14 protein-coding genes and 3 tRNA genes are annotated in these 13133 nt (G+C 54.2%); 10 read left to right on the plus strand and 7 right to left on the minus strand.

Annotated elements, in window-relative coordinates; translation table 11 throughout:
- Nucleotides 1-15 precede the first annotated feature (15 nt).
- Complete coding sequence (locus KUE00_RS16355; RefSeq protein WP_246760967.1) at nt 16-1224, plus strand: MFS transporter; 1209 nt, start codon at nt 16-18, stop codon at nt 1222-1224.
- Nucleotides 1225-1444: 220 nt separating this feature from the next.
- Here the strand turns inward: KUE00_RS16355 and KUE00_RS16360 are convergent, their stop codons facing one another.
- The 3 genes from KUE00_RS16360 to KUE00_RS16370 all read right to left on the minus strand — a co-directional run bounded on the left by KUE00_RS16360 (nt 1445) and on the right by KUE00_RS16370 (nt 4328).
- Complete coding sequence (locus KUE00_RS16360; protein WP_246760969.1) at nt 1445-1912, minus strand: YbaK/EbsC family protein; 468 nt, start codon at nt 1910-1912, stop codon at nt 1445-1447.
- A gap of 104 nt (nt 1913-2016) precedes the next feature.
- Nucleotides 2017-2811 (minus strand): siderophore-iron reductase FhuF, encoded by a 795-nt coding sequence (fhuF, locus tag KUE00_RS16365; RefSeq protein WP_246760971.1) that lies wholly within the window; start codon nt 2809-2811, stop codon nt 2017-2019.
- 422 nt (nt 2812-3233) lie between these two features.
- On the minus strand, nt 3234-4328 hold the full coding sequence (locus KUE00_RS16370) for a GGDEF domain-containing protein (protein ID WP_246760973.1): 1095 nt from the start codon (nt 4326-4328) through the stop codon (nt 3234-3236).
- Nucleotides 4329-4575: 247 nt separating this feature from the next.
- On the opposite strand from KUE00_RS16370, the gene KUE00_RS16375 reads away from it, so the two are divergent.
- Together KUE00_RS16375 and KUE00_RS16380 are read left to right on the plus strand one after the other, a co-directional pair.
- Nucleotides 4576-4860 (plus strand): DUF1435 domain-containing protein, encoded by a 285-nt coding sequence (locus tag KUE00_RS16375; protein ID WP_246760974.1) that lies wholly within the window; start codon nt 4576-4578, stop codon nt 4858-4860.
- A 53-nt stretch (nt 4861-4913) separates the two neighbouring features.
- Nucleotides 4914-5222: a hypothetical protein gene (locus KUE00_RS16380; protein WP_246760976.1), complete on the plus strand. Its 309-nt coding sequence runs from the start codon at nt 4914-4916 to the stop codon at nt 5220-5222.
- A gap of 114 nt (nt 5223-5336) precedes the next feature.
- Here the strand turns inward: KUE00_RS16380 and KUE00_RS16385 are convergent.
- From KUE00_RS16385 to rsmC, 4 genes are all read right to left on the minus strand, one after another.
- Nucleotides 5337-5423: transfer RNA gene (locus KUE00_RS16385), tRNA-Leu, on the minus strand.
- Nucleotides 5424-5456: 33 nt separating this feature from the next.
- Nucleotides 5457-5543 (minus strand) — tRNA-Leu (locus KUE00_RS16390).
- A gap of 31 nt (nt 5544-5574) precedes the next feature.
- Nucleotides 5575-5661, minus strand: a tRNA-Leu gene (locus tag KUE00_RS16395).
- Between the two features lie 337 nt (nt 5662-5998).
- Complete coding sequence (gene rsmC / locus KUE00_RS16400) at nt 5999-7033, minus strand: 16S rRNA (guanine(1207)-N(2))-methyltransferase RsmC (protein ID WP_246760978.1); 1035 nt, start codon at nt 7031-7033, stop codon at nt 5999-6001.
- 106 nt (nt 7034-7139) lie between these two features.
- Here rsmC and KUE00_RS16405 point away from each other — a divergent pair, with 106 nt between their 5' ends.
- From KUE00_RS16405 to KUE00_RS16435, 7 genes are all read left to right on the plus strand, one after another.
- The gene (locus KUE00_RS16405) at nt 7140-7559 is read left to right on the plus strand and encodes a DNA polymerase III subunit psi (protein ID WP_246760979.1); all 420 of its coding nucleotides are present in this window, start codon (nt 7140-7142) and stop codon (nt 7557-7559) included.
- The gene (gene rimI, locus KUE00_RS16410; protein WP_246760981.1) at nt 7522-7962 is read left to right on the plus strand and encodes a ribosomal protein S18-alanine N-acetyltransferase; all 441 of its coding nucleotides are present in this window, start codon (nt 7522-7524) and stop codon (nt 7960-7962) included. Before KUE00_RS16405 ends, rimI begins: the two co-directional genes overlap by 38 nt.
- 9 nt (nt 7963-7971) lie before the next feature.
- Complete coding sequence (gene yjjG, locus KUE00_RS16415) at nt 7972-8652, plus strand: pyrimidine 5'-nucleotidase (protein ID WP_246760983.1); 681 nt, start codon at nt 7972-7974, stop codon at nt 8650-8652.
- An 860-nt stretch (nt 8653-9512) separates the two neighbouring features.
- Nucleotides 9513-10022, plus strand: coding sequence for an SH3 domain-containing protein (locus tag KUE00_RS16420; RefSeq protein ID WP_281434647.1), 510 nt, complete (start codon nt 9513-9515; stop codon nt 10020-10022).
- 21 nt (nt 10023-10043) lie between these two features.
- A complete protein-coding gene (tssJ, locus tag KUE00_RS16425; protein WP_246761028.1) occupies nt 10044-10535 on the plus strand; it encodes a type VI secretion system lipoprotein TssJ in 492 nt (163 codons plus the stop codon).
- A 19-nt stretch (nt 10536-10554) separates the two neighbouring features.
- A complete protein-coding gene (gene tssK / locus KUE00_RS16430; protein WP_246760986.1) occupies nt 10555-11895 on the plus strand; it encodes a type VI secretion system baseplate subunit TssK in 1341 nt (446 codons plus the stop codon).
- Between the two features lie 17 nt (nt 11896-11912).
- The gene (locus tag KUE00_RS16435) at nt 11913-13133 is read left to right on the plus strand and encodes a DotU family type VI secretion system protein (RefSeq protein ID WP_246760988.1); all 1221 of its coding nucleotides are present in this window, start codon (nt 11913-11915) and stop codon (nt 13131-13133) included.

A 13133-nucleotide genomic window follows, 5' to 3' on the forward strand; every position in this document is an offset into this window, starting at 1 on the left:
ACAGGAAGAATCATTATGTTTGACTGGACTTCGACACAGCGCAATGTGGCTTTCGCCAGTTTTGCCAGCTGGATGCTGGACGCCTTCGACTTTTTTATCCTGGTTTTTGTTTTAAGCGATATCGCGACGAATTTTCACGTCGGGGTTTCTGAAGTCTCGCTGGCGATTATGCTGACGCTGGCGGTAAGGCCGATTGGGGCGCTGCTGTTTGGTCGCCTGGCGGAGAAGTATGGCCGCCGCCCCATATTGATGATTAACATCACCCTGTTTTCGCTGTTCGAGCTGCTTTCCGCCTGGTCGCCGACGCTGGCTACCTTTCTTATTTTTCGCGTAATTTACGGTATCGCTATGGGCGGGGTCTGGGGCGTGGCGTCGTCGCTGGCGATGGAGACGATCCCCGATCGATCCCGCGGCCTGATGTCCGGTATTTTTCAGGCGGGTTATCCGGCGGGCTATCTGCTGGCCTCCATCATTTTTGGCCTCTGCTACAGCTACGTCGGCTGGCGTGGGATGTTCCTGATTGGCGCGATGCCGATTTTGCTGCTGCCGTTTATCTGGTTTAAGGTGCCGGAATCGCCGGTATGGCTGGCCGCCAGAGCGCGGAAGGAGAGCGTGGCGCTGCTGCCGGTGATACGCAAACACTGGAAGCTTTGCCTCTATCTGGTCGGGCTGATGGCCTGCTTTAACTTCTTTAGTCACGGTACGCAGGACCTTTATCCGACCTTCCTTAAGGTTCAGCACGGTTTCGATCCGCATACGGTCAGCCTGATTGCCATCGCTTACAACATTGCCGCGATGATGGGCGGCGTCTTTTTTGGTTCGCTGTCGGAAAAAATTGGCCGTAAGAAGGCGATGATGATTGCCGCGCTGCTGGCGTTGCCGGTACTGCCGCTGTGGGCTTTTTCAACCGGTTCGCTGACTATCGGCCTGGGCGCGTTTTTAATGCAGTTTATGGTGCAGGGCGCATGGGGCGTGGTGCCAACCTATCTTACCGAGCTGGTACCTGCCAATACGCGCGCGGTACTGCCAGGCTTTGTTTATCAGCTGGGTAACCTTATTGCTTCGGTTAACGCCACGCTACAGTCGCATATCGCCGAAGCGCACAACAACAACTATGGGCTGGCGATGGCGATAGTCGCCGGAACGGTTGCTGTGCTGATTGCGCTGATTGTCGCCTGCGGTAAGGAAACCAGAGGAATTGAAATTACCGCGCAGAAGAAATAGCGCGTCCGGCAACGTGGCTTGAAATTTGTCGCCACGTTGCCGAATCGCCGGGCTATTCCGCTGGCTGACAGACGTCAACTCAGATCCCGCCGGGCTATTGCGCTGGCTGGCAGACGTCAACCCAGATCCCGCCGGGCTATTGCGCTGGCTGGCAGACGTCAACCCAGATCCCGCCGGGCTATTGCGCTGGCTGGCAATCGTCAACCCAGCTCCTGCCGGGCTATTCCGCTGGCTGGCAGACATCAACCCAGGTCGCGTCGGTCAGTTCCGCCAGCAGCTGCGGCGAAATGCGCACCGCGCTGTAAATTGAACCGGCTGCCGGCAACACTTCCTCATACTGCTTCAGCGACAGATCGCAAAAAACCGGCAAGGGCGTTTCCAGACCAAAAGGGCAGACGCCGCCAACGGGATGACCTGTCCAGCTGACTACCTCATCGCTGCTGAGCATGCGGGCCTTGCTGCCCAGCATCGCTTTCAGCTTGCGATTATCCAGCCTTAAATCGCCGCAGGTGACAATCAATATCACCTGGTTTTTCACCTTTAGCGACAGCGTTTTGGCTATCTGGCCGGGCTTCACGTGATGCGCACGCGCCGCCAGCGCCACCGTAGCGGTGCTTTCCGCCAGTTCAATAATACCGATATCCGGCGCGCGTTCGGCAAAGAACTGCCGTACAGACTCCAGGCTCATACTTCAGCTCCTTTACATTCAGGGCGATAAAGCTGCCACAGCACGAGCAGACTGTAAACGGGGAACGGGAAAATGAGATATTTCGGGAACGGAGGCGGCGAAAATTAAACCGGCTTTAGCGTACAGTTACCACATTGCTGTACGGCGGGCAGGCGATAGCGCTGGCAGCAGGTGCGGCGCTGCATTTCGCCATCACGCGGCAGCATGGTGCGGTAGAAAGGATTATCGGAACCATCAGAGAGCGAGCGTGAAAAGAAAAAGGCGTGTTCCAGCTCGGCGTGCAGGCCTGGCCCAAGCAGCGGTGCCAGCTCGCCCAGGAACCAGTGAACGGCAAATCCGCTGTTGCTCCAGATAAGCTTGCCGTTGATGTCGCCGTGCCGCTCGATACCTTCTACGGCGGGAATAAGAAACTGCTGGATCAGCCGGTCCATGCGGCGACGGGGGCTAAGGTAACGCGCCTCTTCATCTTCCTGCACATCAATCCAGAACGCGGCGGCACGGCCGGTTTCGTGGAACTCAACGTGGATATGTTCCGGCGAGCAGTCCAGCGCGCGGTTTTCCAGCAGCAGCGCCATCATCAGCGGCGGTAGAACCAGGCCAAAATACCACTGCGCCCAGAGCGATTGCAGCGGCTTGTTCTCCCTTGGCTGTTCGCCATGCTCCCGATAGATAAAATCGCTGTAAAGCGTATTAAGGCGAGAGAAATTCTCCGGCTGCGACCACTGCGCCAGCGTCATACAGCCTGCGGAAGCCGCCTCGTTTAGCCTGATGGTATCGAGAAAGTAGGCCCGATGCTCGCTGAACAGCGCGCGTAGCGAACCGGCCAGCGGTCGATGGCTCTGCAAAAATATCAGCGGGTGAGAGCCATACTCGGCGCTCTGATAACGGACGGTGCTCATGGGCTATTCCGCAATATCTGAGTGGGAAAACAAATGATAATCGTTCTTGATTGTATCTGAGGGTAGTGGAACGCACAAGCCGCATTTAGTGTGGCGATCCGGCGGGGCAGAGAGAAGCCATGCCGATTTGAATTAATATCATTATAGCCGGTAAACAGACAACAGAATTTCCTGACGATTATTATGGGGATTTGCTTTTAGTTCGTTTTTTAGCAGGTAATAATGATTTTACTTAGGGAGAATTAATAACGACAGGCTTGCTGTTTACTTAACGGAAATATCCTCAGGCTACCGTCTCTGTCAAAATAAATATAGTGCGCGATGTTTTAATTCGCGAGGCAATGCCGGCCTGTACACAGGATAAATTAAGACAAATTGAGAAATGATTTTACCGATCTGAGGATTCAGATCGGCCAGGGAAATTAAAGCGCATCGGCCGGTTTTGCCAAATCTCCATGAGATAATTTTTCCCATGAAAGAATAGCATTACGGCCCCGATTTTTTACCACATAAAGGGCACGGTCAGCATTAGCCAGCGCGTCGGCAAAATTGTTGTCCACTATCGGCGCAAAACCCGCGCTGACGGTTACGTGCGTGGCGACCTGCTCATTGAACAGATGCGGGATTTCCAGTTCCTGAATGTACTGGCGGATGCGCTCTGACAGCTTCATCGCAATGGCTTCGTTAACGTTGGTCAGCAATACCAGGAACTCTTCACCACCATAGCGGGCGACAATGTCGCGTGAACGCACCGCATCGCGAATGGCAATCGACACTCGCGCCAGCGCCTGGTCGCCCATCGCATGCCCGTAGTTGTCGTTATAAGCCTTAAAGTGGTCGATATCCAGCATCAGGATATAGTGATTACCACTATGATTTTCAAAAACATTTTTCAACCTGTTGTCCAGGCCGCGACGATTATAAAGCCCGGTCAGCGGGTCGAGCATACTCAAATCGCTCCAGCTTTGCTTCTCTTCATACAGTTGGCTGACCAGACGACGAGTAAAGCGGTCGCGCCGCCGTTGCAGGATATGATGCAGTGTAAAACCGACCAGCGGCAGCAGAATAGTAAACAGGATGAGCAGCGTATTATGCCCACGATCCAGCACGATAACCGTCATGGAAGGCGGCAGGGTATGCAGGCAAAACGCCAGCAGATGATCGCTCAGCGCAACGGCGCCAATAAAGAAAGCGCTGAACAGGCTTATCAGCAAAAAGCTGTTGTCAAAATAAAAGACTAAATCAAAAGTCAGGACAATTTGCCACGCCCACAACAGGCCGATTGCCAGCGAGGCGACATTTAATATCGGAAATTTAACTCTGGGCCGCAAAAGCATCCAGATTAACAGGAGGGCGCTAAAGGCGGCAATAATTAGCGCAGGAAAGCCGGATAAACCCTTACTTTGTTTTTTGCTGTAAATATAAAATAAAGACGCAGCGGTGTTTAAAACAAGGAATAACATCAGCGAAAGCCGATATTTGCTGTGAAGCAATTCATTATAGCTTTGTAATTTCATTCTTTTCTACTCATGACTGCCTGAATAGCATACGGTTGCCAGGAAAAAGGCAGAGCCGGGAATAGTTGCTGTAATTATTATAAGGTTTTTAGTGGGTACAGAAGCACTGACAATTTAACACTTAATAAGTGTGGTGTCATCTTTAAGCGTCATTATTAAACGGCAGGCAAACAATTCTTGCTGCAAAACGATAAAAGTTCTTATATGCTATTGGTAATCATTATCATTAAGAGGGGTGGGTGATACGATGCTGACGGCAATGATAACCGCCTGCGGATTATGGGGAGTGAGCTGGATGCTGGGCAAAAAACTTGATAGCGCGTGGGGCGTGCTGCTCCCTTGTGCAATCATCCCTTTGATTACGTTGCTAAATCTTTCTTTCAGCGAGTGGCGCATAGTGATGGTGATCGCGCTGCTGGCGACCGTGGTGATGCTGTATCACAAACGGCTGCGGCACTACCTGCTGTTGCCTTCCTGTATTGCGCTGGCCGGCGGCATGGCGGCGATTTCGGTTAATTTCGGCATGCTTTAAATGATAAAAACAGGTGCGAAAAAGGGCCATGGAAAAATAAAGGCAAATTTTTATTGAGTGGGTTCAGACAGATCGGATCAGCAGGGAAAAGGTGGCTAATACACAAAGAGAAACAGCATTGTGGTGCTTTAGCAGCGAGAGATGAGAGTAAAAGAGATGGTTTAACAGGGAGCGATGAGAGCAAAAGAGATGGTTTAACAGGGAGCGGTAAGAGCAAAAGAGATGGTTTAACAGAGAGCGATGAGAGCAAAAGAGATGGTTTAACAGGGAGCGATGAGAGTAAAAGAGATGGTTTAACAGGGAGCGGTAAGAGCAAAAGAGATGGTGTAACAGGAGCGGTGAGAGCAAAAGAGATGGTTTAACAGGAAACGGTAACAGTAAAGGAGATGGTGTAACAGGGAGCGGTGAAAGTAAAAATATGCTTTAACAGCGAGAGATTGTAACAGGGAAGGGAGAGCAGAAAAGGTTGTTCAACGTGGTGCGAAGAGAGGGACTTGAACCCTCACGTCCGTAAGAACACTAACACCTGAAGCTAGCGCGTCTACCAATTCCGCCACCTTCGCATCGTGTTGAACTGTCTATTCATATCACCGCATTGGTGCGAAGAGAGGGACTTGAACCCTCACGTCCGTAAGAACACTAACACCTGAAGCTAGCGCGTCTACCAATTCCGCCACCTTCGCGCAGTGCGCGTAACATGAATAACGTGGTTTTTGGTGCGAAGAGAGGGACTTGAACCCTCACGTCCGTAAGGACACTAACACCTGAAGCTAGCGCGTCTACCAATTCCGCCACCTTCGCGTACCGTCAACATAACAACGTTATATTGCAACCACGGAGGCGCATTCTAGAGATTTTCCCCGGCGCGTCAACAGTTATTTAACGTTGCTGCGGCGATCGCTGCAAAAAGCGGCATTTTACGAACGCACCCGTTCTTCATGTAGAACTCCGCACACAAAGGCCACGTTTTTTGCCAGCGCCAGCGTCAGGCTCAGGGAACACGGGCCGCTCGGAAAGACACAAAAGACGCCATCCCTGGCAGTTCGCAGCGCGGCGTCCCTGCCGCGATACGCTTTCCGATCGACCCGTGTTCCCCTCGCTTCAAATCCGGCATCCGCGTGAGGCAAAAAACCGCGAATCAGCGCTGAGCTTTTGCCGCGCGCGACCAGACGGCGCGATAAACCTTAAAGCGACCCGTCTGCGCCAGCACTTCATGGCTGCCGAAGGTTTCGTCCAGCACCTGGGCATAAGGCAGGAAGGCGTTCGCAACAATACGCAGCTCGCCGCCCATATTCAGATGCTTCGCCGCGCCGCGGATCAGCGTTTGCGCCGCGTCCAGGCTGGTCTGCATACCGTCATGGAATGGCGGGTTTGAGATAATCAGATCGAAACGGCCCTGCACCTCGGAATAAACGTTGCTGGCAAAAACATCGCCCTGCAAATCGTTAGCGGCCAGGGTAGCCTTACTGGCTTCCACCGCCGCCGCGCCTACGTCGGTCAGCGTCAATCGTACTTTCGGCGAGAAACTCGCCAGCATGGCGGAAAGCACGCCCGTGCCGCAGCCTACGTCCAGCACTTTGCCTCTCATATGCGGCGTCAGCGTAGAAAGCAGCAGGTTACTGCCCGCATCCAGACCGTCACGGCTGAAGACGCCAGGCAGCGTTTTGATCGTCAGATCGCCCAGCTCATACTCATTCCAGTATGCTTTAGCATCGAATGTCGGCTGCTCGTCCAGACGACCATGGTAAAGTCCGCAGCGGCGCGCGCTGTCGATTTTATTCAGCTTCGCCCAGCCTTCTACAATCTGTTCTGCGCTACGCACGCCGCTGCGGTTCTCGCCAACGATAAACAGTTCGCTGCCCACGGGCAGTAAAGAAAGCAGGTTTTCCAGCTGGAACAGCGCTTCCGGCTTATTCTTTGGCCAGAAATAGACCAGCGTGTCGCAGTCGGCGACCATTTCCGGCGTCGCCACCAGGCCATAGCAGGCATGTTCACCCATCGTACGGCTGAGGATCTGCCAGTGATGATATTGCTGGGTATGTACCCGGCTCAGCGCGGTTTCCAGTTGGGCGGGCAGGTCATCCTGCAGATCGCCAGCAAACAGCACGCGGCGTTGAGTAAATTCATCACTGTGGCGCAGTATCACTTCACTGGCCGGGGTAAATGCGGACATCGGTGGCTCCTTACAAATCAGAGCGGCGATTATAGTGGTTTGTTGGCGCAGATTCGATGGGTTTGCTAGCATAGCGTCGCAATTGGGCGACCAGACGGGAAAAATGATGTCTTCCAGACGTGACTGGTTATTACAGCAGATGGGGATTACGCAATATACGCTGCGGCGTCCGCGCGCGCTGCACGGCGAGGTATCCATCTCATTGCCGGAGCAGACGCGACTGCTGATTGTGGCTGAGGTGCCGCCGCCATTAAGCGATCCGTTAATCCGCGACGTGCTTGCCGCCATGCTGGTGCGCGAGCACGAAGTGATGGCGCTGACGCCCGACCAGCTGGCGATGTTGCCCGATGAAACCCGCTGTATCAGCTGGTGCCTGGGGCTAAACGTGCCGGTAGCGGTTAACGGTTCTCAACTCGCTTCGCCCGTACTGGCGGAGCTTTATCACAATGCCGACGCCAAACGGGCGCTATGGCAGCAGATCTCCCACTATGAATCCGATTTCTTTACTGACGGCGCAAGATCTTGACCGTGCGTTTGCCATTGAACAGCGCAGCCACGCTTTTCCCTGGAGTGAAAAAACCTTTGCCAGCAATCAGGGCGAACGGTATCTGAACTATCGGCTGGATGTCGGCACGGAAATGGCGGCGTTCGCCATCACCCAGGTTGTGCTGGATGAAGCCACGCTGTTTAACCTGGCCGTCGATCCGGCATATCAGCGTCGGGGCCTTGGCCGCACGCTGCTGCAACATCTGATTTCCGAGCTTGAACAGCGCGGCGTGCTGACGCTGTGGCTGGAAGTTCGCGCCTCGAACCATGCTGCCATCGCGCTTTATCAGCAGCTGGATTTCAACGAGGTTTCGGTTCGCCGCAACTACTATCCCACCGCCGAGGGGAAAGAAGACGCCATCATTATGGCGCTAACAATTTAAGGGCCAGGCATGCTTAAAGAATGGGACTGGATTTTATTTGACGCCGACGACACGCTGTTTCACTTTGATGCGTTCGCCGGTTTACAGCGTCTTTTTCAGCAGTACGACGTGGTATTCTCGCCGGATGATTATCAGGAATATCAGTCTGTTAATAAGCCGTTGTGGGTAGAGTATCAGAACGGGGCGATCACCGCCTTACAGCTTCAGCACCAGCGTTTTCAAGGCTGGGCAGACAAGCTAAACGTCACCCCGCTTGATTTGAATAACGGCTTTTTAAGCGCGATGGGCGAGCTTTGCCTGCCGCTGACCGGCGCGGTCAATCTGCTTAACAGTCTGAAAGGCAAAGTAAAGATGGGGATTATTACCAACGGCTTTACGGCGTTACAGCAGGTTCGCCTGGAGCGTACCGGCTTCCTGGACTATTTCGATCTGCTGGTGATTTCGGAACAGGTCGGTCACGCCAAGCCGCATCCGGCCATTTTTGACTACGCGCTGGAAAAGATGGGCCAGCCGCCCCGTGAGCGGGTGATGATGGTGGGTGACAATCCCGATTCCGATATCCTCGGCGGCATACGTGCCGGACTGGCAACCTGCTGGCTAAATGCGGATAACCGTCCTCTACCTGAGGGCATTAAGCCCGACTGGCAGGTCGCTACGCTCTCTGAACTGCAAGATATTCTTAACGCTTAAGTTTGCCTTTTTTGGTTTTTATCCCTCTCTAAAATCAAATGTATGGCATTGGTATCGCTGTTATGCGGCCAGTTTGGCAAACAGCGATACATTATCCTTTTTATTTTTCCCTCAAAATTACTTCGCGCGACTATACCAAAGTCTAGTGCCAGCCCCGCCTGCGCATTTATAATATTTAGTTATTAAAAAAATTAATTTTAGTAGCTTATCTTGCTATTAAGGTTAACGGTTCGTCACCAGACAGGGAAAATTCCTGGAAAAAGCCCGCCATTCAGACAGAATTTACTTTATTTTTTAACATTAGAATCGCTAACGTTTTTGCGCGTTTGTGGCAAGCGTTGAATAATTGGAAGGACTCTGTAAACTTGCCGCAAATTTTCTCTCGAATGCTTACATTCTTACGGGCAGCCTGCTTCAGTGCTGGCTCGTGCGGTAGCTATGGTGGCGCTCGGTGTGGCGTAAAGATGAACGTTTTTCTCAGCTTACGCGCATTGCTACTATGAAATATCTGCAAATAATCAATAAAGAAAGTCTGAAAAAAAGTGTGTCACACCTACTCGATTTCAAAACCCGAAGGTAGAAAAAATGCCTGAAGGCGTGCCTACGTGACGCAATTTGTTTATGTGATAGCGGAAAAATCCATCACCTTGCTTGATAGTTAATCCGCTAATCGTTAGCCCGCCCATTTTGTGCGGGTTAACGCCAACTTACGGTTTTGTTAATGAAAGCCGTAACGCGCTGGACCCAACGACTCTTTATTACCCTGGCGCAACCAGCGCTAACCAGACCCTTTTTTATTCGGCGCGGTAACCATCGGGCCGACACGCATGTCTGTATACGCCTTTTTCAACCAACACTTCATGAGGACCCGGGTGAAAATTCAAATCGCATTAAGTCTGCTTTTTGTTCTGACGGTAGCGGGATGTAAAGCGCCACCGCCGCCAGTAACGGACGACACTATCGTTTCCAGCACCGTAGACGGCGTAAAGCTGACCTACCGCCATGCGGTACAGCCGCCAACTTCCTTTACGCCGATGGGTGAAGAGTACCGCGCGCTGTATGCCGCTTCGGTCATGACGCGCCCTGATTTTGGCGGCAAGCTGGTCAGCCATCTGGAAAACGGCAAGCCTTATACCGTTTTAGGCGCGGTGGAAAACAACTGGTTTGCCATTGCTGAACAGGGTGAAGAGCAGCTGATTGGCTACGTGCCGCTGCGCGCGGTCGTCAAAAGCGACCTGTACGACAAAACCGTTAAGGCAGATTCACGCCGCAAGCGCGCTCGCGCACCGGCGAAAAAAACCTGCGTGGCGGTAGATGGCGACAGCAAAGCTTGCCAGAACAGCAACAGCGGAACCTGGGTTATCGATTAATAAACGGGCCGACGGCCAGTAATTATGAACAGAAACTTTTTACGCCTGAGCTTTCAGGCGTTTTTCCTGATGGCATTTAGCGTGCTGACAGGCTGCACTTCGCACAGCGTACCCACTCATTACAGCCTGGTCTTCCAGAACTCTCCGCAGGTTAACAACGGCGCGCCGCTTAAGGTTCGCGTGTTGCTGCTGAGATCGGATGCCGATTTCATGTCTGCTGATTTTTATTCGTTGCAAAACAAAACCTCTGCCCTGTTAGGCGGGGCGTTGCTGAACAGCGAACAACTCTTCCTGATGCCTGGAAAAGGCAATAAAACCCTGCAAGGCCCTCTTCCTGCCGAGGCTCGCTATGTCGGCGTGCTGGCGGAATATCAGACGCTCGACGGCAAAAAATGGCGTCTTGCGCTGCCGCTGCCCGTGGGCGCGGAAAAGCAATCGGTCTGGCAGCAGACGGATAACGAGCTGCGCGCCAGCCTTATCGCTAACGACAGCGGCCTGATCGCCGTTCACTGATGCCCAAACGGAACCCTTTATGAACAAAGCAGAAAAAGTGGTCTGGACCGAAGGCATGTTCCTGCGGCCACACCATTTTCAACAGGCGGAAAGCTATCAGCAAAGTCTGCTGAATAACCAGATACAGGCTCAGCGGCCTTATCTGTGGGGCTTTCTGGACTGCGAAATTGACGAGGCCATGTTACGCCAGGGAAAAATTGCGCTGAGCTCGGCCAGCGGGCTGCTGCCTGACGGCACCTTTTTCTCTTTTCGTAACGGACGTGATGGCCCGCCGCCGCTGGTTATTCCTGAGAATCAGGGCAAAGAAAAGGTGGTGCTGGCACTGCCCGCGCGCCGCAACGGTCGTGAAGAGGTTATCTTTGCTGAGACCGCCGACTCGCTGGCTCGCTATGTGACTTTCGAGCAGGAAGTGGACGACTGTAACGCGCTCTCGGTCAGTCCGGCTGCCGTGCAGTTTGGCAAGTTACGCCTGCGGCTGATGCTGGAAAGCGAGCTGTCCGCCGAATGGACGGCGATGGCCGTAGTGAAGGTGGTAGAGAAACGCAGCGGCCAGGTACGCCTGGACAACAGCTACATTCCGCCAATGCTGAACTGCGCCGCCAGCCCGCAGCTTTACGATTATCTCAACGATATGCCGGGCCTGCTGCAACAGCGCAGCCAGCAGATTGGCCAGCGCCTGCAGCAGCCGGGCCGCTTCAACACCGCCGATATGCTCGACTTTATGCTGCTGGCGCTGGTTAACCACCATCTGGGCCACGTCAGCCATTTGAGAAATTTGCCGCTGCTGCATCCTGAACAGCTGTTCGCCAACTGGCTGGCGTTTGCCTGCGAGCTGGCAACCTATACGCCGCAGCGTTTTCCTGATGCGTCGCTGCCGGTTTATGACCACGACGACCTGGCATGGTGCTTCGGCAAGCTGATGCTGATGCTGCGCCAGGGCTTATCGCAGGTGCTGGAAGAGAATGCCATCCAGCTACCGCTGACCGAACGCTCACACGGCCTGAATGTGGCTACCGTGCCCGAAACGTCGATGGTACGCGAGTTTGGCTTTGTGCTGGCGGTACGGGCCAACGTGCCGGCCGATACGCTGCTGACCCATTTCCCGGCGCAGATGAAGGTCGCGCCGGTGACTAAAATCCGCGATCTGGTTCAGCTGCAGCTGCCGGGCATGATCCTGCGCGCAATGTCGGTTGCGCCGCCGCAGATCCCGTGGCACGCCGGCTACAGCTATTTCGAGCTGGATAAGGGCAGCGAGCTTTGGCAGGAAATGGAAAAATCCGGCACCTTCGCACTCCATCTCGCCGGGGATTTTCCGGGACTTGCCATGGAGTTTTGGGCCATTCGTAGTCATTCAGCCTGACGTCAGGAGCAACAAACATGGAGCAACGACAGGCCACCGTACAGGGTGCCAGCAGCCTGAATCCGCTGGTTGCGGCCGCTAACCCTTTGCTGAACGCTATTCCGCAGATCCGCCATTCGGTTACCCATGCCGATCCTGCCGGACTGCGCCAGCGTTTGATCGACGAAATGCGCCAGTTTGAAATGAGCTGCCAGCGCGCCGGACTGCCTTATGAAGTGATTATTGGCGCACGCTACTGCCTCTGTACCGCTATTGACGAAGCGGCGGCGCTGACGCCGTGGGGCAGCCGTGGCGTCTGGCCAGGCCAGGGGCTGCTGGTCACCTTTCATAACGAAACCTGGGGCGGCGAAAAGTTTTTCCAGCTGCTGGCCAAGCTGTCGCAGAATCCGCGCGAGCAGATAGTCCTGCTGGAACTGCTGAACTACTGCCTGCAGCTGGGCTTCGAAGGGCGTTATCGCGTGCTGGACAACGGGCGTTCGCAGCTGGAGACGATTAAAAGCCGTCTGCTGCAAATGATCCGCTCGGTGCGCGGCGGCTACGCGCCGCCGCTTTCTGTGCATCCTGAAGATCATCCGGTGACGCGCAAGCTATGGCGTCCGGTGGTGCCGCTGTGGGCCTGCACCGCGCTGGTCGGTTTCCTGGCCTGTCTGCTCTATATCCTGCTGAACTGGCGGCTCGGCGACGCCACCAGTCCGGTTCTGGCGGCGGTCTATCAAACGCCGCTGCCTGAAGTAACCATTCATAATCCCGCGCCGCCTGCGCCACCCGCGCTAAACCTGCAGGCTTTCCTTAAGCCGGAAATCGACGAAGGGCTGGTCTCGGTGAAAGACGAAGCGGATCAAAGCGTGGTGACGCTGAAAGGCGATGGCCTGTTTACATCGGGTTCTACCGCCGTGCGTGGACGCTATGAAGAAGTGTTAGACCGCATTGCGCAGGCGATGAACAACGTCAGCGGCCGCATCCTGGTGATTGGTTACAGCGACAACGTGCCGATCCGCAGCGCTCGCTTCGCTTCTAACTATGAGCTGTCGCTGGCCAGGGCGAAATCGGTGCAGGAACGCCTGCAGCAGACGCTAAGCCAGCCTGCACGCGTGAAGGCGGAAGGGCGGGGTGAAAGCAATCCGCTGGTGCCTAATACGACTGCCGCCAACCGCGCGCGCAACCGCCGCGTCGATATCACGCTGCTGGTTTCTCCCGATAACACCCGCGCGGAACTGACGTCGCAGCAAGGAAATTAA

This window comes from Erwinia phyllosphaerae (assembly GCF_019132875.1).
Classification (GTDB): Bacteria; Pseudomonadota; Gammaproteobacteria; order Enterobacterales; family Enterobacteriaceae; genus Erwinia; species Erwinia phyllosphaerae.